Origin of the sequence: Symmachiella dynata (assembly GCF_007747995.1) — a bacterium.
In the GTDB taxonomy this organism is placed as follows: domain Bacteria; phylum Planctomycetota; class Planctomycetia; order Planctomycetales; family Planctomycetaceae; genus Symmachiella; species Symmachiella dynata.
Genome location: NZ_CP036276.1, coordinates 3,302,625 through 3,326,462, shown reverse-complemented (window position 1 = coordinate 3,326,462; position 23,838 = coordinate 3,302,625). Strand labels below are relative to the sequence as shown.

At 55.4% G+C, this 23,838-nt stretch carries 19 protein-coding genes and 1 pseudogene; 9 read left to right on the top strand and 11 right to left on the bottom strand.

Going from position 1 to position 23,838, the window contains the following annotated elements; all coding sequences use genetic code 11:
• Window positions 1-93: 93 nt before the first annotated feature.
• Entirely contained in the window at window positions 94-2,016 is a 1,923-nt protein-coding gene (locus Mal52_RS12845; protein WP_145376615.1) for an exo-alpha-sialidase, read from the bottom strand.
• A gap of 177 nt (window positions 2,017-2,193) precedes the next feature.
• On the bottom strand, window positions 2,194-2,697 hold the full coding sequence (locus Mal52_RS12840; protein ID WP_231962638.1) for a GNAT family N-acetyltransferase: 504 nt from the start codon (window positions 2,695-2,697) through the stop codon (window positions 2,194-2,196).
• A gap of 341 nt (window positions 2,698-3,038) precedes the next feature.
• Here Mal52_RS12840 and fbp point away from each other — a divergent pair, with 341 nt between their 5' ends.
• Window positions 3,039-4,076: a class 1 fructose-bisphosphatase gene (gene fbp / locus Mal52_RS12835; protein ID WP_197533905.1), complete on the top strand. Its 1,038-nt coding sequence runs from the start codon at window positions 3,039-3,041 to the stop codon at window positions 4,074-4,076.
• A gap of 116 nt (window positions 4,077-4,192) precedes the next feature.
• Here the strand turns inward: fbp and Mal52_RS12830 are convergent, their stop codons facing one another.
• The 5 genes from Mal52_RS12830 to Mal52_RS12810 form a co-directional block, all read right to left on the bottom strand.
• Window positions 4,193-5,668 carry a DUF1501 domain-containing protein gene (locus Mal52_RS12830; RefSeq protein ID WP_145376614.1) on the bottom strand — a complete coding sequence of 492 codons (1,476 nt, stop codon included), beginning with the start codon at window positions 5,666-5,668 and terminating at the stop codon, window positions 4,193-4,195.
• Window positions 5,669-5,672: 4 nt separating this feature from the next.
• Window positions 5,673-9,377, bottom strand: a complete 3,705-nt coding sequence (locus Mal52_RS12825; RefSeq protein ID WP_145376613.1) for a DUF1553 domain-containing protein — start codon at window positions 9,375-9,377, stop codon at window positions 5,673-5,675.
• A gap of 132 nt (window positions 9,378-9,509) precedes the next feature.
• Window positions 9,510-9,743 carry a hypothetical protein gene (locus tag Mal52_RS12820; RefSeq protein WP_145376612.1) on the bottom strand — a complete coding sequence of 78 codons (234 nt, stop codon included), beginning with the start codon at window positions 9,741-9,743 and terminating at the stop codon, window positions 9,510-9,512.
• 362 nt (window positions 9,744-10,105) lie between these two features.
• The gene (locus Mal52_RS12815; protein ID WP_145376611.1) at window positions 10,106-10,600 is read right to left on the bottom strand and encodes an SET domain-containing protein; all 495 of its coding nucleotides are present in this window, start codon (window positions 10,598-10,600) and stop codon (window positions 10,106-10,108) included.
• Window positions 10,601-10,782: 182 nt separating this feature from the next.
• On the bottom strand, window positions 10,783-12,177 hold the full coding sequence (locus tag Mal52_RS12810) for a transcription antitermination factor NusB (protein WP_145376610.1): 1,395 nt from the start codon (window positions 12,175-12,177) through the stop codon (window positions 10,783-10,785).
• 323 nt (window positions 12,178-12,500) lie between these two features.
• Here Mal52_RS12810 and Mal52_RS12805 point away from each other — a divergent pair, with 323 nt between their 5' ends.
• The 3 genes from Mal52_RS12805 to Mal52_RS29725 all read left to right on the top strand — a co-directional run bounded on the left by Mal52_RS12805 (window position 12,501) and on the right by Mal52_RS29725 (window position 16,072).
• Window positions 12,501-13,616 (top strand): hypothetical protein, encoded by a 1,116-nt coding sequence (locus tag Mal52_RS12805; RefSeq protein ID WP_145376609.1) that lies wholly within the window; start codon window positions 12,501-12,503, stop codon window positions 13,614-13,616.
• Between the two features lie 102 nt (window positions 13,617-13,718).
• Complete coding sequence (locus tag Mal52_RS12800; RefSeq protein WP_145376608.1) at window positions 13,719-14,945, top strand: hypothetical protein; 1,227 nt, start codon at window positions 13,719-13,721, stop codon at window positions 14,943-14,945.
• Window positions 14,946-15,265: 320 nt separating this feature from the next.
• The gene (locus tag Mal52_RS29725) at window positions 15,266-16,072 is read left to right on the top strand and encodes a hypothetical protein (protein WP_197534867.1); all 807 of its coding nucleotides are present in this window, start codon (window positions 15,266-15,268) and stop codon (window positions 16,070-16,072) included.
• Window positions 16,073-16,193: 121 nt separating this feature from the next.
• On the opposite strand, the gene Mal52_RS12790 is transcribed toward Mal52_RS29725, so the two are convergent.
• Window positions 16,194-16,637, bottom strand: a complete 444-nt coding sequence (locus Mal52_RS12790) for a RidA family protein (RefSeq protein WP_145376606.1) — start codon at window positions 16,635-16,637, stop codon at window positions 16,194-16,196.
• Window positions 16,638-16,900: 263 nt separating this feature from the next.
• Between Mal52_RS12790 and Mal52_RS12785 the strand changes: the two genes are divergently transcribed.
• Window positions 16,901-17,539 (top strand): hypothetical protein, encoded by a 639-nt coding sequence (locus tag Mal52_RS12785; protein WP_145376605.1) that lies wholly within the window; start codon window positions 16,901-16,903, stop codon window positions 17,537-17,539.
• Between the two features lie 7 nt (window positions 17,540-17,546).
• Here the strand turns inward: Mal52_RS12785 and Mal52_RS12780 are convergent, their stop codons facing one another.
• Entirely contained in the window at window positions 17,547-18,323 is a 777-nt protein-coding gene (locus Mal52_RS12780; RefSeq protein WP_145376604.1) for a DUF3891 family protein, read from the bottom strand.
• Between the two features lie 207 nt (window positions 18,324-18,530).
• Between Mal52_RS12780 and Mal52_RS12775 the strand changes: the two genes are divergently transcribed.
• A complete protein-coding gene (locus tag Mal52_RS12775) occupies window positions 18,531-18,728 on the top strand; it encodes a hypothetical protein (protein ID WP_145376603.1) in 198 nt (65 codons plus the stop codon).
• Between the two features lie 149 nt (window positions 18,729-18,877).
• Window positions 18,878-20,491: a DUF1559 domain-containing protein gene (locus Mal52_RS12770; protein ID WP_197534866.1), complete on the top strand. Its 1,614-nt coding sequence runs from the start codon at window positions 18,878-18,880 to the stop codon at window positions 20,489-20,491.
• On the opposite strand, the gene Mal52_RS12765 is transcribed toward Mal52_RS12770, so the two are convergent.
• Complete coding sequence (locus tag Mal52_RS12765; RefSeq protein WP_145376601.1) at window positions 20,482-20,661, bottom strand: hypothetical protein; 180 nt, start codon at window positions 20,659-20,661, stop codon at window positions 20,482-20,484. The genes Mal52_RS12770 and Mal52_RS12765 overlap by 10 nt on opposite strands.
• Between Mal52_RS12765 and Mal52_RS12760 the strand changes: the two genes are divergently transcribed.
• Window positions 20,660-21,619, top strand: coding sequence for a DUF6263 family protein (locus tag Mal52_RS12760; protein WP_145376600.1), 960 nt, complete (start codon window positions 20,660-20,662; stop codon window positions 21,617-21,619). The genes Mal52_RS12765 and Mal52_RS12760 overlap by 2 nt on opposite strands.
• A 62-nt stretch (window positions 21,620-21,681) precedes the next feature.
• Here Mal52_RS12760 and Mal52_RS12755 read toward each other — a convergent pair.
• Window positions 21,682-22,473: pseudogene (locus Mal52_RS12755) on the bottom strand (PhzF family phenazine biosynthesis protein).
• Window positions 22,474-22,884: 411 nt separating this feature from the next.
• On the opposite strand from Mal52_RS12755, the gene Mal52_RS12750 reads away from it, so the two are divergent.
• Window positions 22,885-23,820 carry a dienelactone hydrolase family protein gene (locus Mal52_RS12750; RefSeq protein WP_145376599.1) on the top strand — a complete coding sequence of 312 codons (936 nt, stop codon included), beginning with the start codon at window positions 22,885-22,887 and terminating at the stop codon, window positions 23,818-23,820.
• The last annotated feature ends 18 nt before the right edge of the window (window positions 23,821-23,838 follow it).

Below are 23,838 nucleotides of genomic sequence, written 5' to 3'. Positions count from 1 at the left end.
TCGATTTCCGAACGGGCGATGTTCATCACCATCTTAAGCGGACTCCCCCATGATCGACTCCCGGACAATCCGCGTCAAGCGCCTCAGCCCAGTTCACGGCTGTTGATAAAACCAACTGACCGGCACCGAGCGAAACCGACTGAAAATGCGTCCCGTCTTATCGTCGCCGACGTAATAGCTCAACAACGCACGGCCGCGATCAAACTCAATGCTGGTGTAGGCATAGGTCTGATCGTCGCGCGTCTCAAGATTCCGCTCGTAACTCCAAGTCTTCCCCTCATCCGTCGAGACGGCCGCGGTCAACGGGGTCCGTTTTCCACCATGCCCGGCCCCTTCGACAAACGTATGATTCCAAACCAACAGCAAATCTCCCGTCGCGGGAATCCGGCGAAGTGTCGCGGGGGCTTCCGGACCTTTGACACCCCATGATTTCGCCTCGCTCCATGTTTCTCCCCCGTCGGTCGATTCACTAGCGGCGATGTATCCCAATTGCGTCCGCACAATCATTAGTACCCGCCCGTCGCTCAGCTCCAACACCTCCGGCTCCATCGCTCCACGCTTGGGTTGATCGACTTCCCCTTTACCGCGATGCCACGTCAGGCCCCCATCGTCAGAAATTGCACAGTAACAGGTGAAGTGATTGACCGTTTTCACGTCTTCGGTCCAAGCGACCGGACACAACAGCCGTCCGTTTTTCAATACCGTAATACGATCATTGTTCACCACATGATAACCCGGCCCGTCGGTGACCAGAATTCGATCGCCAAACGTTTTGCCATCGTCATGTGAAATCCGCAAATAGGCGCGCAGGTCGTTGAAGTCATTCTTGATCAGAAAAAACATCCCCAACGGCGCTTTGCCCGACTTATCTTTCGGCAAACGCCGCAGTGTGACCGACATCACATTCTTGCCGCCGATGTTTTCCTGCAGGACCCGGGATTTGCTCCACGTGCGTCCGCCATCGGTAGACGTTTTAGCAATGATTCGCGCCTTGGCAAAATCGGAGTCGCTGTCGATGAATTCCGTCGTCGCATACAGCAACGTCCCGTCACCCAACACGGCAATCGAACCTTCGCTATACCGCGGGTTTTCGGGCGTCGCCGGATACACATCGCGTGCAAAGTTACCCGACTCGACCACCGGTTGTGCCAACGTCAACAATGACTGCGCCGCACGGATCCGCACATCCAATTCAGGATCATCCAACAGTTTCTCCAATTGCGGAGCCACATTGGTCATTCGGGCATCGCCGGCAAACACAGCAGCATAAGTGCGAATCGCCGGGGATTCGTCGCTGAGGTTTTTCGCCAACTGTTCTTGCCCAGCGCTATCGCCCAGCGCGGCCAAGGCATTGACGTAATAGCTCTTTTTCAGCGGATCGGTTTCACGTTTCAAATTCGCTTGCAGAGCGGGAATGTCGTTGGCATTGCCGATGCGGGCCAAAATCCATGCGGCGATACGCCGCCCATCGGTGTTGCCGTCGACCAATTGTTTGCGGATAAACTCAAACGCCTCCGGACTGCCCGACCGCGCCAGCGCCGCCGCCGCCATCAGTTGGCAAGTCGAATTGTCCTCATTCGCCATCGCAGCCCGCAACTGCGATCCGTCGCCGATTTCGTAAACCTTATAAAGACTTTCCGCGGCATGCGTGTGTGCGTAATCATCTGATTGCGACAGAATCGTCAGCATCGTCTCGGCATAACCCCGGTCACCGGCGCGCACCATTTCGCGGGCAATGCCGCACCGCTGCTGGTCGTCGGTCACCTTGGGCGATTTTTTCAACAATCCTGCGCGGACCTCGTCGCTGTGACCGGCCACCGTCAACGCTTCAGCGGCATGCATCGACGGCCAAAACTCGTCCGCTGCAAAACCATCGCGAAGGATCTTTACGCAGCGTTGGCGTAACTCCGCAGAGAGTTCAATAGGATCGCCGGACTTTGGCGATTCAGCGGAAATGCTTGCAGGACCGCCAACGAATAGGCCGAACGTTACACCCAACAGAATCAACAGTTTCATCTGGATTTTCCAGTTTCAGAATGTGCAATGCGAATTTTAAAATGGAGCGATCAAATTAGTAACCGCTACATTGCGATTAAATCCCGTGGGCGCACGGGTGTCAATTCGCGGCCGAGAATTACCCCATTCGCTCTTTTCAAGAATATGGGAGTTCATCCGTGCGAAGTCGGTCTCTAGTCACGAGACATTACGCTGCAGAGTGACATCATGCACTGCTGAATGGAGGGTGCTGACACACCATGTCGCAACGACTCGGCTTACGACTTGAAATCCGAGTTTTTCAAAAATCGGTACGTTGCCTGTTTCCTCAATCGTATTCAAGACAACGAGCGGGCGACCAGTCAATCGCGCGCGGTCCTCGATCGACTGCAGCAGAAGCCGCGCGAGCCCCATCCGTTGATAATCGGGATGAATGGCGAGTCCCATGGCGTGCAGTCGGTCGGGATGAACATCGTATTGAACCGTCCCCGCCATGCGTCCATCGGCCTCACCAATCAGCCGGTTCCTATGATTGCGATGAATGGCCTGACGCTCGATTGTTTGCCGCGTCGGTTGGTAAATGGTGCGCAAAGGCTCGAATGCAGCATCTACGACTTCCGCGACAGCCGCCGCATCTCGAACGTTGGTGTCGCGAATTGTGAAATTGGATCGTTCTCTCGGCATGTTCACCACGATCGCCATAGCAGTGACTCCACTCAGCAGAGGCGTCAAACCAACCACACGGTAAAGGCCAACGGCTATATCCTAACGGTTGTCATGTGCAGGTGTCACACGCAGTTTAGTGTTATTTCCAATATAGCTGGATCAAATTCCAAGTCGATCTGAGTTGAAAATTCCAGTGCCAGCAGAAATGGCGAGTGGCTCATGGGAGAACAACGTAGGAAATTGTCTAATAAAATGCCGATTCTTTGGGTATTGCTCCCTTATCCAAGTCGCTATTCTGTTTTCAGGCGCGCCGCGACTGTCTCATGTTTGAAATCTAACTTGACACCGAATTTTGGAAAAACGGACCGAGAAACACAATGGCTTATACCAGTCGAGCAATGGAGAGTTCCAAACCGTCGATCACGACGGTGCAACAGCACATTTTGGCTGAACAGCGCAAATACTCTCCCGCCGCCTCCGGCAGTTTTTCCTGGCTGCTGTCGGGAATTACACTGGCGACAAAAATGACCGAATCGCGCGTGCGTCGGGCTGGTTTGCTGGAAGTCGCCGGAGCAGCGGGCGCCATCAACGTCCAAGGAGAAGCCCAACAGATCCTGGACGTCTATGCCGACCAAGCCCTAATTCACTGTTTGGGTGTCCGCGAAAATGTGGCCGTGATTGCCTCGGAAGAAAACGAAGAAGCGATCATGTTCGACGGCCGCTCGGGCGAAGGAAAATATGTCGTCGTCTTCGATCCGCTGGATGGTTCCTCCAACATCGACGTCAACGTCAGCGTGGGAACCATCTTTTCGATTTTGAGCATGCCCAAAGACCTCCCCAAAGATGCCGATCCCCGAGAAGCGGTGTTGCAACCAGGCGTCAAACAGATCGCTGCGGGATATGTGGTCTACGGATCGTCGACAATTTTGGTATACACCACCGGCCACGGTGTACACGGATTTACACTCGACCCCTCAGTCGGCGCCTATGTTCTCAGCCACGAAAACATTCGCATGCCCACCTCCGGCACGTACTACTCCTCCAACGACGGCTATTGGGAATCCTTCCCGCAACCGTATCGCGACTTTATTACCGACCTCCGGAGCGGAGTACACGGCCAAAGTTATGCCTTGCGATATATCGGTTCTCTCGTCGCCGATTTCCATCGCACGCTGCTCAAGGGGGGGATTTTCCTCTATCCGCCCACCGAGAAAAACCCCGATGGCAAACTCCGCTTATTGTACGAAGCCAACCCCATCGCCTTCATCGCCGAACAAGCCGGCGGCATCGCGAGTGATGGCATGCAGCGGGTTATGGATATTCAACCGGAGGAAATTCACCAACGAACCCCATTCATCGTCGGCGGCCCGTTAGAAATGGCAGCCTTCTCACAAGCGATGGAAGCCACGGTGTGAGGATGTCTTCTGCGTCATAAAACGTAGCGAATGCCCTCAGTCGGGTGCCACTGGCGGCTTGTCCGCCAGTGCCCTGCGGCAACCCCGAACAACGGTGGAACACTTAACACACCGCGTCATCCAATAAGCTCACTTACGACTGTCCCATGAACGTCGGTCAAACGGAAGTCGCGTCCCTGGAATCGATACGTCAGCCGCTCATGATCGATTCCCAACAAGTGCAGGATCGTCGCATTCAGGTCATGCACATGTAGCGGGGCTTCGGTGATGTTGTAGCTGAAATCATCAGTCGCCCCGTGACTATATCCCCCGTTGCTGCCGCCGCCGGCGAGAAACATCGTAAAGCAACGCGGATGGTGGTCGCGGCCGTAGTTGTCTTTGGTGAGCGTTCCCTGACTGTAAACCGTGCGACCGAATTCGCCGCCCCAGATGATCAGCGTGTCTTCCAACATTCCCCGCTGCTTGAGGTCTTTAATCAGTGCAGCCGTCGGTTGGTCGACGTCGTGGCATTGCCGACTGATTTGCGGAACCAGATCCCCATGTTGGTCCCAACCGCGATGATACAGTTGAATGAACCGCACGCCCCGTTCAGCCAAGCGCCGCGCCAACAGGCAATTCCGCGCATAGGTCCCCGGTTTGGCGACGTCGTCGCCGTACATCTCGAGCGTCTGTTTTGTCTCGCCCGAAACATCAATCAATTCCGGCACCGAAGTCTGCATGCGATACGCCATTTCAAACGACGCGATCCGCGTAGCGATCTCCGGGTCGCCGAATTGTGACTGTTGCAGTTGGTTGATTTGCGCTAACCCATCCAACAACTCACGGCGACCCGCTCCATCCAATCCGGGCGGATTCGACAGGTACATCACCGGATCACCCACCGAACGAAACTGCACCCCCTGGTAACTCGACGGTAGAAAGCCACTCCCCCACAAACGCGCATACAGCGGTTGCCCCACCGGACGCCCCGTTCCCATCGAATTCATCACGACGAACGCCGGCAGATTTTGGTTTTCGCTCCCCAAGCCATAATTGACCCAGGCCCCGAAACTGGGACGTCCCGGTTGCTGTGAACCGGTCTGAAAAAACGTGATCGCCGGATCGTGGTTGATCGCCTCAGTGTGCACCGATTTGATCAAGCACAGTTCATCAATGATCTCCGCCAGATGCGGCAACAATTCGCTGACCCAGGTTCCTGATTCACCATGCTGTTTGAATTTGTAATAACTGGGCGTCACGGCAAACCGCGCCTGTCCCGATGTCATCCCGGTCAGCCGCTGTGAACCGAATACTGACTTCGGGACATCTTGGTCAAACAGTTTGGCCAACTCTGGTTTGTAGTCGAAAGTCTCAAACTGCGACGGTCCGCCCGACTGGCACAAATAGATCACTCGCTTCGCCCGCGGAGCAAAATGCGGCATGCCCGGCAATCCGCCGTCAGCCCCTTCGGCAGACGCAGACTCCGCAGCGGTTGAGAGCGGCTGATTCAACAGCGACGCCAACGCAGCAGTCCCAATGCCGACTCCTGTTGCGGCGCGGCTGAAGAACTGCCGCCGCGTCGTCGTCATCGCGCGCTCTAATAACGGGTGCATCAGGTTAACCTTTGGTAATCGATTCATCTAAACAGAGGATCAGCGAAGCAATATTCGTCCAAGCCGCCAACTCAGCCGGGGAGACGGTTTCGTCCAGGGGGGCTTCGCCGACACCCAACAACTCAGTCGCCGCATCCCCATGCGTCCGATAGTACGACATCCGTGATTTGAGCAACTTCAGCAGCACCACAATCTCTAGCCGCGAGGGTTTGCGCCCGACAGCTAACCGAAAGGCGCGCGTGATACGGCCGGCGGAATCCTGTGGCCCCTCGTTTATTAACCGTTGGGCAAATACGCGTGCCGCTTCGACGTAGGTCACATCGTTCATCAAAATCAATGCTTGCAGCGGCGTGTTCGTACGCGAGCGATTGGTGACGCAATATTCCCGCGTCGGCGCATCGAACGTCTGCAATGCCGGGGGCGGCGCAGCTCGTTTCCAGAACGTATACAAACTGCGGCGATACAAATTGTCGCCGTGGTCTTGTTCAAACAGATTCGCACGCACCACACCGGACGAGACCTCTTTCCATAGACCGGGTGGCTGGTAGGGCTTCACACTCGGCCCGCCAATTTTCTTGACCAGCAACCCACTCACCGCCAACGCGTTATCACGAATCATTTCCGCCGACATACGAAACCGTGGTCCACGACTGATCAAACGGTTATGTGGGTCAGTTTTCAGTAACTCGGCCCCCACCCGCGCATCCTGTTGATAAGCAGCCGACATCACGATTGTTTTCTGCAGCGCCTTAATGTCCCAGCCATTTTGCACAAACTCGGTGGCGAGCCAGTCCAACAGATCAATATGAACCGGCCATTCCCCTTGGGCGCCGAAGTCTTCATCGGTTTTGACCAATCCGGTGCCGAAATACATTTTCCAGTACCGATTCACGGTCACCCGCGCAGTGAGCGGATGCTCGCCGGAGGTCAACCAGCGAGCCAGCCCCAAACGATTGCGCGGCTCATCGGCCGGAAATGGATTCAGACTCGCCGGAACGCCCGCTGTGACTTCGTCTCCATGTTGATCGTACTGGCCGCGAATCAACACATGTGCGGTCCGTGGCTGTACCATTTCCTGCATCACCATCGTGGTCGGAATCGCCGCTTCGACCTCGGTTTGTTCACGCTGTAAGGTCGCCAACCGCGCGAGTGCCTGCTTGCCCCCATCGACCTGTTCGCCGATAAAATGCCGCTCCAATCGCTGCTGTTGTGATTCGGTACGCTGCTCCGAAGGAGTTGCCACATCGACGGCAATTTGCTCCACAACGCCCGGTACAGCGGTCGGCCGTGCATTGAGCGAAACCCGAAATCGTCCCAACGTCGCAGACGGAATCTCGCCTTGATGTCGCAGTTTGATCTTTAAAATCGTACCGCCCTCAAAACCAAATGGTTCCGTCGCCACCAAAATCGCGCTACGTGCAACTCGTTTTGAATCGGCCTCAACCGACCAACTGTTTTTGCCCTCAACATTTCCATCAATCAGCTTCCCCACATCAAACCCGTCCCGCGATTCATCAGCATAGGCGGCAGTGAAGTGAATTGGTTGTGTGTTGTGAGGATCAACGACCGAAACCGCCTCGGCCTCGACTTCGCTCAGATGAAACACCCCATCTTTACCGCGTCCCGGGCCTTGCTTAGGGAGCTGTTCGTCCGCCAACACCTCCAAGCGAATGGCGGAGAGATCAGTCCGCTCGGTTTGAATTTCCACGAGATAGTCCTCACGCGGCGGGTTCGCGCTGGTTACGAAGACAGAACCATCCTCGCGCATTTCAAACGTCGCACCGCCATCCGAATTCACCGACTCAATGTGTGCAATATCCCAATCGGCGCCGCGTCCCGCATAGAGTTCCTGGATTTGCTCGGCGGTCTGTTCCGTCGCAAAGATGCACAGGTCGTCGACGACACCCCGGAACCGTGGAGCGTCCGTAGTCGCCGTTCCCAACACCAAGGACTCCGAAGTAGCGATCGAACCGTCAAGCGTGTCTTGATGAACGTCCAGTTTCTCCGCACGGCCGTCCCGATAAACCTGCACGCCGCCCGCCTTGCCGGAACCATCATACGTAACCGCCAAATGGGACCAGCGTCCCGCAGGCAGTTCTCCAGCCGCAGAAACGTTGATGGCATTTTCAGCACCATCGTGAAACAGCCGCACGCTGACAGCACGTTTGTCAGTCAAGCCGATTTCGTATCCACGTTTGTCATCGCGACGGGCAATCAATGTCCCGTGCCCTGTTTCTGATGGACGTATCCACAAACTGATGGTAATCGGAGTCGCTGTATCAAATGCTCCCACATCGCCCAGAGTCACCGGTGAATCCGCGGTCAACAACACCCCCGGCGTCGCATGGGCCGGGACAAGACTCGCATTCCCCGTGAGGCGGGAATCGAGACCATCAAACGCAAAACGAGTCACACCGTCGGCTGTCGCTTTGGCACAATTCACAATTTGGGCGGACCAACGTTGACGTGTCGCCGTTTCCCAAGCCCGCCGCTGTTCCGCCGATCCGTCAATCAATTCGGCGATCGTTTTCTCAGCCTCAGCAATCGCCGTGTTGAGTCGCTTCTGTTCGGCCAATTGCTGGGGAGTGGGAGCCTTAATGAATGGCACCGAATTGCCTTTGTCGCCATCCTTACCTTTTTCGGGAATGTTATTGAAAAACGCGAAGAGCTGATAATACTCCGTTTGCGTGATCGGATCGTACTTGTGCGTATGGCAACGCGCACAGCCCATCGTCAACCCCAGCCAGACGGTCGACGTCGTCTCTAAGCGATTGGCTACGTAGTCGACGCGATACTCTTCGGGAATGATCCCCCCTTCATCGCTCGTCGTGTGGTTCCGGTTAAAACCGGTCGCGATCCGCTGTTCCAACGTCGCATTAGGCAATAGATCGCCGGCAAGTTGTTCGATCGTAAATTGGTCAAATGGCATGTTCGCGTTGTAGGCGTTGATCACCCAATCGCGCCAGCGCCACATGAACCGCTCGGCATCGTTTTGATATCCATTGGTATCCGCATACCGTGCCCCGTCGAGCCACAGCTTCGCCATCCGCTCCCCATAGGCCGGCGACGCCAACAGTCGGTCGACAACTTTTTCATAGGCCTCGGGCGACTCATCCGCTAAATAGGCGTCGAGTTCCTCCAGGGTCGGCGGCAAGCCGGTGAGGTCCAAACTCAACCGGCGAATCAATGTCTCCCGAGCGGCGCGAGGCGCCGGCGCAATGCCTCGTGCCTCCAGTTGAGCCAGGATAAAGTGGTCAATATCATTCCGCGGCCAATCAGCCTGTTGGACTGTCGGTAGAGCAGGGCGGGTGGGGGTGATGAAGGACCAATGCTTTTCGTACTTTGCCCCTTGCGCAATCCAAAGCCGCAGCGTCTCGACCTGCTCTGGGGTTAGCGCCAGCTTCGAATCGGGAGGCGGCATTCGGAGCGATTCGTCATCCGCCACCAATCGTTGATATGCTTCGCTCTTCTCCGGCTCGCCCGGTACGATGGCAAAGAAGTCGCCGCGATCCGCAAAGGCATCGTCAGCGTTGTCCAACCGCAAATCCGCCTCACGCGCAGCCGAATCGGGGCCGTGGCAACGAAAACAGGTCTCCGACAAAATCGGCCGCACATCGCGATTGAAATCGACCGAGCGCGGCTCCGCCGCCTGAGCCTGAACCACGAACGAGCACAGCAAGCCCAACGTGATCACACAAGTCCGCATCATTCGGACGCCCTTCCGCACCAACTGGTTCCCTCAAGACAAATGTAAGACGCTGCGCCGTTTACTATCGTTGGCAACGCAGATCTTGTCAATTCGTAACGAGGAGCGGTAAGACGCCACGCCAGGAGCGGTACATCATTGGGGCTTCGCGTGATCTCCCCTCCATGCGACCCTTTTTGTCAATTCATTCAATCCGCTGCGTTGTGCTTGGGCCCGTGTATACCCTTCCGCCTGGGCATACCCTTCGGTGTAACCTGCCACGTATCGCTGGTCACCCCACTTCCGCACGCCCAGGATGATAGAAAACATCACAATGGCCACAACAACGATCCAAAAGTCGTTGATTAGCGTCGTTCGTTGCGAATTCATCAAGACTCTCTCTCGTGATTTGAGCAGAATAGCGAGACCCTTGCGCCCATTCGTTCGTGAGCATCAAATCTTATCGAGAATCTTGCATCTCGTGCCGATTCCAGCAAATCGAGACGAAGTCCCGACACATTCACAAAACAACCACGAACAATGAACTTCCTAGAATGGTTTGCAGAAGCGCGGGGAAATTGATCGGAGAAACCATGATTTTCTCTGAAAATCATCTAAAATTCTCTGCATCGCCCGCTGCAGCGACCAGCGGGAAGAGATAGACGTGCGTTGGAAATTTCCACGGCCAGACGCGATCAGGCGCACATGAGCACTCTTGGTTCAATCGTTGAGAACCTCTAACCGCAAACGGTTTACGCCCCGCGGCTGTGCAGCTTCACCGCCAACTCGCGTTCGTCTGGATGCACAATGTAACCCCGGCAAGTTGCTGCACCACAACCGCACGGAATCGCTTCCTCGGCCGGCCAGGCGTAATCGATCGTCAACTGATCGTCGACGGCGATATCGCGACTGGCTTCTATCACAATCATCGGATGCTCAACGCCAGACTCGTCTTCCAGATCGATCTGATACAACTCGCAGTTCGGCTCGCAGCAATGGTTGACATACCGGTACGGTGCATGCGGTTCGAGACTTTGATTCTCGCCCAGATCCATGCAGTAGTCCGATTGGTAATCCGACCCCTGGATGATCGTGCCTCGCACCTCACCCAATGCTGTGCCGGCGGGGATGGGGTCGCAGGCGAAGACGCCCTGACCATACGGCGTGTTGCCGGTGCGTATCCGCAATTTCGATTGGGGAATCTTCCAATACGAAACGCCCGTCTTCGAGTTTTCAACCACTTCCATCGTGTTCACTCATTCACGTCAATGATCATTACAGCGAATCGCAACGATTTGGACGGCGCGCTTCCAAGATATGGCCTTTAGTTTATAGGCGCAGGAACATCCACCGTCAATTGCGGAACGGTAACGACCGACATCATCCCAGGCACTGGCGAGTCGGAGGCAGATCAGACAACTCACAATTTTCAAGTCCGCTGCAGCAGCGCTTGATAACCACCATCGACCGGTTCGCCGGGGATGTGTTCTTGTTCTTCCAGCAACTCCACATCATTGCGCCCCGCCAAGACGCTCAGCACGAGTTCGCGATTCTCCTCCGGCTCGATACTACAAGTGGAGTAGACCAACCGTCCGCCGGGCACTAAGCGATCCAGCGCCGCCCCCAACAATCGTGCCTGCAACTCAGTGAGTTCCGCCACGTTCTCGGCTGTCACACGATGTCGCGCTTCAGGGCGTTTGCCCAAAACGCCCGAATTCGAACAGGGCGCATCAACCAAAATCGAGTCGAACGGACCGTCGGGCAAATTGCGACTGTCGGGGTAAATCGTCCGTGTCGAAATCACACTGAGCCCCAATCGATCCCGTGTCTGCTCGACATTCATGATCCGGCGAAACTCGATATCCGAGGCCAACAGCGTCCCCTGATTTTGCATGATCTCCGCCATGTGCGTCGTTTTGCCACCCGGGGCGGCGCACATGTCCCACACCCGCGTGCCGGGCGCCGGGTTCAAAAGTCGCGCAGCCGCCATGGCGGACTCATCCTGTACGGTAAACCAGCCTTGTCGAAATCCAGGCAACTCGGTGATGCGAGCCATTTCGCCCAAACGTACGGATTCCGGAAGCGTCCCCTCGGTTGCCGACACCCCGGCGGCGGATAGGTCTTCGAGCAGAACTTCGCGATCCACACGCAACAAATTCACGCGCAGGCAGGGCAGGGCAGCGGCATTGAACCAAAACCCCATTTTTAACAATCGCTCAAAACCGAACCGTTCCAACCAGCGCTGCGCAGCCCAGTCGCCGAAACCGAACGCCGCGGCAAAATACTCGGCCGGTTGTTCGTGCGGATCGGCAAACAAATCACGATCAAACCCCAGATAATCGCCATCCCGCAGCGGCACGGCACGGCGTCCGGGTTCATTCACCGGCTCTCCAGTGAGCGCACGAGTCATCGACCGCAATACACCATTAGCAAAACCAGTCCAACGCGCGCGTCCCACACTGCCAGCCAACGCGACTGTTTCGTTGACAGCCGCATGTGTGGGGACCCCGGTGAGAAAAATGAGTTGATAGGCCCCCAACCGCAACAGGCACCACAATTCCGGCTCCACGCTGGCACGCCCCCGGCTCACAAACGTCTCGATGATCGCGTCCAAAGTTCGTTCGCGGCGGACAACCCCGTACGTCAATTCCGTCGCCAACCGTCGATCCTGCCCGGAGACATCCCCCATGCCCAGGGCATCCTCCAACAAACGCGACGCGAACTGCGTTCCATCCAACCCCGCACACAACACGCGATAACTCAGTCCCCGCGCCGTTTGGATGTTTGAAAAATCAAGCGGACTGTTTTGAAGATTTGTAGTCACCGAAACTCATTTTTTTATACAGACACAAGAAAGCCTGCGACACATTTCACAATAACTGTTCGTCGCATATCGGCAGTATCGTACTGCATCGGCCCCGGTTTCCATACCGACGCCGCAGTTCCTTGGAAAACCAATCAAGCCACTGTTGCCCTAGCAGCATCAATCCAGCGGTTTCACCTGCCGTAAAAACCGTCCCGTCGGACGGTGAAATTTGCATTTCGGGATTGAATGTCTACCGGCAGACAGGATAATCATCGTTCGAGGGGGGAGGCGCAGCCGCCCCGGATTTTGTAGTCACCAACGTCTGCTCAAGGAGTTTGGATATGCTCAACAAAAAGTGTCTTATGTTGGTCGTGCTGATCAGCGGTACCTTTTTGGCCGGAATCTCGCTCGCTGATTCTCCAGCCGGTCTGAAATCAGGCACACCCGACATCAAATCCGCCGGGCCGTTGGCGTTTGGTCCCAATGGCGTGCTCTTTATCGGCGATGCAAAATCCGCGGCCATTTTCGCAATCGACACCGGCGACGCCCCCGATTCGCGGAAGCCGGCCGACGTCAATGTCGATAACGTGAACAAAAAAATCGGCAGCCTATTGGGTACTTCCGGGAAAAACATCCAAATCAATGACGTCGCCGTCAACCCGCTCAGCGGCAACGTCTATCTCTCCGTGACCCGCGCTGTGGGCGAGCCTCGACCCGCGTTGATTAAGGTCAACGCAGCCGGCGACGTTGCCGCCGTGCCACTGAAGGACATTGCATTTGCCAAAGCGGAACTGCCCAAAGCTCCTGCGGATCAGGAATATACAAAACGCGGCAAAAAAAGAAACAATCGTAACGAATCGATTACCGACATCGCCTTTTTTGACAACCGCGTCTATGTTGCCGGACTGTCGAATGAAGAATTCGCTTCCAAACTGCGGTCGCTGGCGTTTCCATTCACTGAAGTCGACAACGGCACGAGCGTCGAGATTTACCACGCCTCGCACGGAAAAATCGAAACGCATTCCCCCGTGCGGACCTTTGTCCCGTTCGACATCGGCGGCGAGCCGCATCTACTCGCCTCTTACACCTGCACTCCGTTGGTCACGTTCCCCATATCGCGGTTGACCCCCGACACGAAAGTCACGGGAAAAACCGTCGCTGAATTGGGCAATCACAATCGTCCGTTGGACATGATCGTTTACGAACAAGATGGCCAGCGATTCGTGATGATGGCCAACAGTTCTCGAGGTGTCATGAAGTTCAGCACCGAAGGCATTGATAAGGCAGAACACCTCAACGAAAAGGTCAAGGACAAAGCCGGGCATCCGTATGAAACGATCGAGGAACTCCAAGGAGTCGTCCAATTGGATCGTCTGGATGACGCCTCAGCGATCGTACTCATGGTCGATCCCGCCAACGAAAATCAGTTTAACCTCAAGACCGTCCCACTTCCCTAAACCCTGGGACATCCGCTATTGAGTTCGCACGGAAACCCGGATGCACACCACACCATCCGGGTTTCCTCATTCTTTCACGCAAGATCCATCGGAATCGGATGCATGCGAATTCGCACACACTTCCTCACGCATCGCCAACCCCTTCGAATCGGGCTGAGTTGCTTCGTCGCCGCGATTTGTCTGGGCTGCAACGGTAACGTAACCGAGACCGGTTCCCACACCAACGAGACACCGGCCAGTTCGACGCGCACCGCTCCAACCACTCAGAAATTAGAGTTGGCAAAAGTCGCCATAGAAAATTACCAATCCGCATTTGCCCTCCAGGGCCTCTCCGCAGCCCAGATCGAAAACACTACGGCAGAGCACTGGCGAGAACACTTCAAGGTCTATGTCGGGACAAATATCGCCAGCGATCAACCCGCTATGCTCGGTACCTATGCCGTTGATCAGCAGCAAGTCGTATTCACTCCTGAATATGGCTTGGAACCAGGACAAACCTACACAGCGGTATTTGCGGGTATCGACAACAGCGGCGAACTGCGTCGCACCTTCGAGATGCCCACCGACCAAGCGCCCACCATAACGGTGGTCACCGAAGTCTTCCCCAGCCGCGAACAGCTTCCACAAAACCTGTTGAAGTTTTACCTGCATTTCTCTGCCCCGATGCGCGCGGGGGATTCCTACCGTTACATTCACCTCCTCGACGAAAATGAAAAGCCGATCGCCGATCCCTTTCTGGAGCTGGATCAAGAACTCTGGAACGATTCCCGGACGCGGTTCACATTGTTGTTTGACCCGGGGCGCATCAAAAAGGGGCTGAAACCGCATGAAGATGTCGGTCCACCGCTACTGCCAGGCCGACACTACACACTCGTGATCGATGCGGATTGGTGCGATACCCAAGGCAACCCGCTCGCCGCAGAGTTTCGTAAGTCTTTCGATGTGAGTGTTCCTGATGCAACACAGCCCTCGGTTGACGACTGGCACATCGAACCGCCGCAGGCGCATACGACGCAGCCGCTGGTAATCCGCTTCGATGAATCCTTGGACCGTGCGCTGCTCGAAAGGATCTTCGTTGTCGCTGCGGACAACGTGGAAGTCGTTGGCAAAATCGAAGTCACCGACGCCGAAACCATCTGGCGGTTTATTCCAGATCAACCCTGGTCGGTCGGCAAATTTGCGGTCATCGTCGAGACCACCCTCGAAGATCTGGCCGGAAATAGCTTAGGACGGCCATTCGAAGTCGACCTTTCTAAAAATCAGCCGGTTTCTGATAGCGAAAAAACACGAGCATTGCTGTTTGAAATCGCCGAAACCCGCATCAATTAGCTGTTTTGCCGCGACTGGGCTCGTTCAGGCCTGTTAAGTCGTAGCGGTTGTGTCCGGGATACCGTCTGGGGAAGAACTAGCCCTACAGGGGGTACGGAAACCATCGAAGTGCATGCAATAGACTTGAAATTGGTGGATTCGTCGGACAGGGTCTGATATAAAAAACTAAGGTAGAGTTAACAGAGATTAGGTAAGTACGGCGAAAGAGGTGTCCTGTCGCCCTGCGGCGGAAAAGATTCAAGACCAAGCTTTCGACGTAGACAGCCGTACCACAAAAACGAATTCTCTCGTAGATTTCCCTGCTGATTGAGGTGCTAACGATGAAGCGGATTGGGTTGAAATGGAGCGCCACACTGGTCTGCTCCGCATGTGTGTTGCTATTAACAGCGTCCGTCGGCAACGCCGGATTGATTCCGTGGGTCTGGAACGGAATTTTCGGCCCGCATTGCCCCAAAAACCAATGCGCCCCGGCGTGTGCTCCCGCATGTAGCCCCAGCTATGCCCCATCCCCCTGTGGTCCCGGCGGTTGTGGCGTGCAGAGTTCCTACTATGCCCCCAGTGGCTGCTCTTCCTGCGGCACATCGGTCTGCGGCGTTAGCTCGTGCGACTCCGGCGGATGCGGTCCCGCTGGTTGTCCGTCTGGCAATTGCAGCATCCCCACTCCGGCCACGTCCGCACGCACACCTGAGCCAGACCCGGGCGTTCCCCCGCAAACCTATGGAAACGGCGGTCAAGGAGCAACTCCCGACGCTGACTGGAAAAGTAAATCGCCAGCAGAAGCTTCCCCTCCCATGCCGGGCGAAGATGCGGAAAGTGTTGATGCCTACAAGCCGGAAGAGCCGATTCCTGGCAAGGATCCAGCACCGACACCTGAACTCAAAGATGGGGATACGAATCCTGGTTTCCCCTCGACAGACTCCCCAGAAGCTGGCGCTGAAAAAGACGGAGCAAACGCCGGCCCCGATTTGTTCAATGAACTGCACAAGGTGACCTGGCGGCCGTCGGTGAAAAACCAACGTCTCACCCGCCGTCCCACCTATGCCAAAGCCCGGGTGATCCGGCGTCCGCGGCAAGCGAAGGGGGAATGGCTCGTCGTGCCTTCCACCGACAATATCGCCAAACGTTAATTGGCAATAGCAATTCAAACGCCGCGTGAACCAAAGTTCACGCGGCGTTTTTTTATGCACTGAGCAGCCTTAGGCCCTGTGTGCGCTCACTCACCCCCAGCGGCAAGACCGCTGCTAAGATTCACCCGTCAATGATTTCGAAAACAGCTTCGACTTCCACGGCAACCCCCGTCGGCAGAGCGGCGAATCCCAGTGCACTACGGGCGTGGTAGCCGTCCCCGTCTTTGCCGTACAGTTCGTGCAACAGATCCGAGGCCCCGTTGATCACCAGGTGCTGGTCGGTGAAATCCAACGTCGAATTCACACAGCCCAACAATTTGATCACCTTCAAACCATTCAACGTGCCGTGATGGCTGCGGACCGAGTTCAGGATTTTGATCGCGCAGTCCTTGGCCGCTTCATACCCCTGTTCGACCGTCACGCCGTCCCCCAGCTTGCCTTTGAGGTCGCTGACATGGCCGGAGGTCATCAGCAAATTGCCGGTTTGCGCGCAGAGATTCAAATAACCCGGTGCCACCTCAGAAAACGTCAGCCCCAGTTCCGCAGCCTTTTCTTCAACACTCATCGTACTGTCATTCCTTAATTTGTTGTTGCAAACGTATCTGTTGTGCGGGACACCGGTCAAAACCCAGCCGTGCGAAATCGCACGTTGCTGGCCGAAAACAGCGTCTTAGATCGCCCAAAACACCGGCCACAATTCCGGTTCAGCCGATTAAATCGACTGCGCCGCCAATGTTCAATCCCACACCAACGAATTCCGATACGAAAACTAGCCCCGCGTATGAGATAGGGAACAACGAACCGACTTACAACGGCGAATCCAACGCAATGCCTGCACGCGCCCCACAACTCCTGCTTCTATTGGCCGGGCTGATCCCCCTCTGCAGCACAGGGTGCGCCACGGTCCATGAGTCGCCGTTGGAGGTCAATCTGCGCTCCGCCCCCCCTTGTGCCTATGACAACATCTATCCGATCTTTGTGCTTTCACCCGTCGACGCATTCGATATTGGTGGAATGGATCGATTCGCTGAATACGTCAAATCCTGTGGTTTTCGGAACGTCGAAATCTCCAACTACTACGATGGAGGAGGCTCAGAAGCGCTAGCCGACCGTATTCGCGAAATCAAATGTTGTAACCCCAACGCTCAAGTGATGCTGACCGGGTTCAGCTCCGGCTGCACGATTGTTTGCAATGCCCTGTGCTCTTTGGAGAAGGATTGCATCGGTGTCGAAGGGGTTTGTTACATCGATAGCTTTATGTTCCGATTGACGATGCCCGACCCGCATCCCAACAACGTCGGCCGGGTCAGCTTGGTGTACCGTAAGAAAAACCCCGCCCCCACGGGCATTCCCCGTGCTTCGGTGTATTACATCAACACCGAGAATCACCTCAAGACCCCCACAGACGCGCGCACAGTACATGAAGTCATGAGCCATTTGTGCGGCATGGCCTGTCAAAGGTACTAACCAGCGCTCACGAAAGATCCTGCGCAGTAAAAGTCCACGACAATTCCTCCACGGGACTTGCCTCAAGCGCGGCTCTCAGATCCTTGTTGTCGGTATAAGCCCGCGCCGCTATCCGCCGAGCTGGAACAGACAGCTGCAATGGTTGCTGCGTCAGCATGTAGGGATCGCTCACAACGCGTCCGCCTGCATACGGAATGAACCGCGCGGACTGTCCGTCGCATTGAACACCAAATGGTTCTGACCGCTCTGCGCAACACAACCACAAGCTCAGCCCGTCGAACAGCCGCAAGAAGCGAAACCCCAATTCGCTCAGTGTTTCGAATTCCCGCGCCGTGACATCCCGCAGTGCCACACTTTGCAGTTGCTGTAGCAACTGTTCTTGTTCCGCCAAAAAACGTCGGGCGGCGGAGACATCCGCTGCGTTGTCCGCACGACTGGAGAGCGAATGCTGGGCCAAGTAGCAAAAGTGGCGGCTGACCCAAATTCCGACCAACGGATGCTCAGCTGCGCAGGTTTCGATGCTGGATGTCCAGATCCCCGCCGCGACCTCCATGGGCATTTCAGTAAAGTCCCGCGGAATCCCATTAGCAGGATCAATTTCCAACCCCGTTTCCCAAGCGCGCCACCCGTCATCATGTTTCAGAACGGCGTGGAATAACAATTCACTGATTCCCCAACTACTGGCAACATTATGCCGCCATGCTTGGGCCAATTCGGCCGCTAACCGCGCATGATCAACCTGGGAAACAATCAACCAGTCCGCGCCCTGTTCTCGACGAATCATCGTGCCTCTCCTCCCGACCGTACGGGCAGCCAATCCCTCCACGCATCATCCCGATTTCCACAATGCGATCCATGGACGCGCAACAAGGGCCGCCTGAATCTGACGATAATCATCGGATTCTGTCAAGATTTCTCGCCTTGCTGCGAATGATGCGATACGATGCAGAGTGTCTGCGGGACTTTTCAAATTCGGGGGAGGATGGTTTCCATGACTTGGATGAATGTAATTTCACGTCCTGAAACACTTGTGTTCCTGGTGCCGATCGCGGCGATTCTGGTGTTCGGTCTCACTGGCATCGTCAAGATCCTGATCAAGCACCGCGAACGCATGGCGATGATCGAACAGGGCATGCACCCTGATGTCGAAGCCCATGAAGCGGTCGAGCGGCACGACGCCATGGTTTGAATCGTTTCAATGGCAGGGATTTGTAAAAAAGTAGACAAATAGAGTGGTTTTGAGCATCCCTCCAGCACGACTCATCGATGGTCGATGCCGTCAGAATCAAATGGTTATGTTTTCCACGTGCGGGCATTTTGCACAAAAGGAATCCCTCGATGCACTCATTTCTGCGATTTCGGCCTTTGGCCGCTGTCACGTTGGCGACCTGCTTACTTGCCAGCTCAGCTGGTACCGCCACCGCTCAAGCTGATCCCAAACTGAATTTGGACCACATCCCCGACCAGGCCGTCGGTGCTGTGTTTCTATTTCCACAAACACTGGCGGCGAAACCAGAATTGGAACTACTGCCGACAGAGGTGATCGCCGCAGCCGGCAAACGGGATTTCGGCTTCAATCCCATGGAAATCGAACAGGCAATCGCCCTCATCGCCCCGCCCATGGGGGGAAACCCGCCGAGTTGGGGCTTGATCCTCCATTTTTCAGCACCGCAGGATCTTTCCAAGGATTTAACACGACGGACTGAGTCGAACGAAATCAATGACGTCAAATACTTCTCCGCCAACCACCCCCGGGATCTAAGTTTTTGCCTCTACAAGGAAAAGACGATCCTGATCGCTCCGGAATCGTTTTTGACCCTCATGATTGCCAACCAGCCGGCCGAAAGCGAGTTGCGAACGCTGCTGTCCCAATCAGCAACGGATGCCAATGCCACGGGAATTCTGGCCGTTGAACCGGTCCGCGACTTGATCAATCAAGCACTGGTCGGAGCTCCCCCCATGCCTCCACCTATTCAGCAGTTGCTCACGTTGCCCGATCATTTGGACTCGGTCCACATTGGCCTGAACATCTCTCCCCCCGATGCCACGTTTATCCGCCTGGCTGGCCGCGACGAGAAGTCGGCCGAGGAGGTAGAGCGGATCCTCACCGAAGCCGTGGCATTTGCGAAACAAATGTTTATCGCGCAGAGCACCATGAGCATGCGCATGGATGAAGGCGCCGTGGCGGAAGCAACCCTCAAATACTTGGCACGCGCCGGCGACGTGATCGAAAACAAACTGAAACCAGTCCGGGAAGGAGACAATGTTACCATCTCGGCCACGTTCAATCCCGCTTACTCCTCATCAGCCGTTTTAGCGGGACTCTTACTCCCGGCGGTCCAACAGGCCCGCGAAGCGGCTCGCCGCGCGGAAACACGTAACAAACTGAAACAATTGGGCTTGGCGATGCACAATTATCACGACGTCTTCAGCGAGTTTCCGGCACACGCGAACTACGAAAAGAAGAAACCGCTGCTCAGTTGGCGCGTGCACGTGTTGCCTTACCTGGATCAAGCCGCACTTTACCAGAAATTTCACCTCGATGAACCCTGGGATAGTGAACACAACAAAGCGTTAATCAAAGAAATGCCGCCGGTCTACCAAAACCCCAACATGAACAACAAGGATTTCAAAACCAATTACCTACTTGTCACCGGTGAAGATGCCGCCTTTTTCGGCGAGGAGGGAATGCCAATTCGTCAATTCACCGACGGCACCTCGAATACCATTCTCGCCGTTGAGGCCAATGAGGATCAAGCCGTCATTTGGACCAAACCGGACGATTGGGAATTCGACGAAGAAAACCCATTCCAAGGTCTAGGGCAACTGCGGCAAGGAGGATTTTTCGCCTTATTTGCCGACGGGTCGGTTCAATTTATTAGCCTCAACGTCGATGAGGACACGATGCGCGCATTCGTAACTCCAGGCGGTGGTGAAGTGATTCAAAGATGAGCAATAAATCCATTTCCTGGTGATCCACTCGTCCAAGTCATGCGTAGCGAATAAGGCGTCTCGGCGATTTCCCCCAAGAAATGTCGCCGAGAAACGAATCGAAAGTGGGCGGCAATCGTTTTGTCACGGTGCACCGCATCCAACAATGCTAAAACCAGGGAGTTCGCCATGAAGTTGTCTCGTTTCACAGCCGCAGCGACGGCATGCGCCGTTGGTCTTACCCTGTTGCCCGCGATCGCGTATGCTAACGATACCATTGAGCTACGCTACAAAGCCAAGGTCGGTGAGAAGTCGATCTACCAGAGCTCGCTCACCACAGAGGTCAATCAATCGATCAACGGAAAGGATGTCGACACCACCTTTGAGCAATCCGACGTAACGACCTACACCGTTAAGAAAATCGCCGAAGATGGCACAATCATTTTCGAGACACAAATTGAACGCCTGAAAGTTGAAGGCGAGTTTGCGCCGCAAGTAACGTTCAAATTCGATTCCCAGTCAGACGACCATGATACGACCAGCCAAATCGGCGCCGCCATCACACCGCTTTACGAACGGTTGAGCGGCGCGATACTGGGAGTAGAAGTCACACCGCTTGGCAAGGTCAAAAAAGTCAACGGTTATATACAACTATTGCAAGACGTGCTCAAAGACAATCCTATCGCGCAGCGATTTGCCGGGGGCGGTTCGGAGGAAGCGGCCGTCTCCAATTTCCAAGACCTCTTCGTCTTGTTTAAAGAGGAGCCGGTCAAACCGGGCGACACATGGGACAAGCCCTACAAAGTCAAAATGCCCGGTCTGGGAGAATTCGAAGGCAAGCGGAACTATACCTATGTTGGTCCCGACAAAGTGGGTGAAATCCCCACACTGCGGATCACAATCGATACCGATCTGAGCGGCGATCTCGATATCGACATGGGAGCCACAAAAGTTTCGGGAAAGTTCGAAACCGATAGTGCGTCCGGAACCGTTCAATTTGACCCGGCCAGCGGTCGCATTCTCTCGATGGATTTGGAGCAGACATTCTCCGGAGATTTAACAATCGAAGCCGGTGGGATGACGATTCCTGTCAATTTTAGCCAGACGCTCAAGAACACGCGGAAACTTGTCGATAAAATCCCCGAGTAATTTTCTGCCAATTCAGACATGGAGAAAACCATACCCCCCGGCAGATCCGGGGGGTATTTTCGTTAGACCGTCAGTTGGCCACGCATGGTTGTGACTGCGCGGCCACCCAGTTCTACCCGTTCACCAGCCAATCGCAACTGCAAAACCCCACCGCGTGCCGAGGCTTGATAGGCCAGCAATTCCGGTTTGCTCAACTTTGCACTCCAATAGGGCGTTAAACAACAATGGGCCGAGCCGCAGACCGGATCCTCGTTGACCCCGCAATTCGGCGCGAAAAAACGGGACACGAAATCATATTCGCCCGAAGCGCAGCGACACGTCACAATCACCCCCCGCGTGGGGATCTCTGATATCAACTGAAGGTCCGGTGACAGCGCCCGCAAGGTCGCCTCCGAATCAATCTCCGCCAGCAGATCCATCCGGTTTTTCCCCACATAAATCGGCGTCGTCCCCAAGGCAGCCGCCAACACATCGGGCGTTTCGGTGTCCACCGGCGGCTCTGCGGGAAAATCGAGCTTGATCCATTCGCCGTCACGCGAAGCCGTCAACCGCCCGCTATTGGTGTTGAACAACGCCGGCACATCGTTCGCCAAATGCCCCTCGCTCCACAGCACGTGCGCCGTCGCCAACGTCGCATGTCCGCACAGATCGACTTCCATCGTCGGCGTAAACTACCGCAATCGGAACGCATCTTCCTCGCGATAAACATACGCCGTCTCGGACAAATTCATTTCCCCCGCCACACGCTGCATCCACTCCGCATCGCGTGGCTCTGGCAAGACACAAACCGCTGCCGGATTTCCAGCAAAAGGTTGATCGGTAAACGCGTCGACAATGACAATTTCTTGGGACATGACGTCTCGGTAAGAATGAGAAGAATGAATAGCCGGATTATATTACCGCGAGCCTCTATTCAAGAAAACACCCCAGCAAGCACGAGTCTCCCGCCGAACCGCGTTTCAGGCAAAGACGTATCGCCTCGCCCCCCCTTAGATCCTCACAGAGACCGGTCAAAGATTGCATACCATGAAACCCATCTCTGTTCTCTGTGTCCTCGGTGACCTCTGTGGCTAATTCTTTACGTCATTTTGTGTGCGACGTCTTGGGGCGTTGGGAGAATCGAACTTGCTGCATAGAAAGGTGCGTCGCGACGCATCCTACGCCTATCGGGTCTGTCGTTTGTTATGCTCGGAATGGCGGATGAGTTGGAAATCAGTTACGCTGGACCTGAGCTTGTTTCCTATCAAACACGGGTGAATTTGAACATGGCTGCCATCGATTTTCGAGAGAGATTATTGACCGGCCTCGGCGGCGAATGGCCGCAGCCGGGAATGCTGAATGTCAAACTTCGCGAAACGATCCCGCAAGATGGCTTTACAATCCATTCCGTGTTTTATGACAGTCAACCGGGCGATCAGGTTCCCGCCTTTTTGTTGATTCCCGACCAAACCAACGCCGATCACCCCGCTCCGGCGGTGGCCGTTTGGCATCAACATGCCGGGCAGTATCATCTCGGCAAAAGCGAACCGGCGGGGTTGGCTGGAAATCCCATGCACCACACCGGTGCAGCACTCGCCCGTGCGGGTTACGTCGTGCTCTGTCCCGATGCCCTCTGCTTTGAGGAACGCCGCGACCCCACCGGCAAACTCAAAGACGGCCAGTTCGAACGCTTCGAATTTTTGCGTTACGTCGTTGACGGGAAAAGCATGGCTTGGAAAAACATCCTCGATATGAAACGGGCGATCGACTTCCTCGTCAGCCGCCCCGAAGTCAATGCGGATAAGATCGGCTGTTACGGGCATTCGATGGGGTCCACGCACACTTGGCTGGTCGGGCCGTGGGAAAAACGTATCAAATGCTTGGTGGCCAATTGCTGCTTGCCCACATACGCAGGAATTCATCGCGAACATATGCTGCACTGCTTTCCCAACTTCGTACCCGGCATTCATCAATACGGCGACACCCCCGACATTGCTGCCCTCATCGCGCCGCGACCATTGCACATGAATTTCGGCGAACACGATTCCGGCAGTCCTATCGACGAAGTCCGCCGCGGCATCCAAACCATCGCTACCGCCTATCAAGGAATGCACGCCCAAGAGAAGTTTTCCTACTACATCGAAGAAGGCTCAGGCCACATCCTCTCTGAAGAAATGTGGGCTCGCACCAAGGCCTGGTTTGACAAGCATTTGACAGCCTGAGCAATACGTTAATTCCGC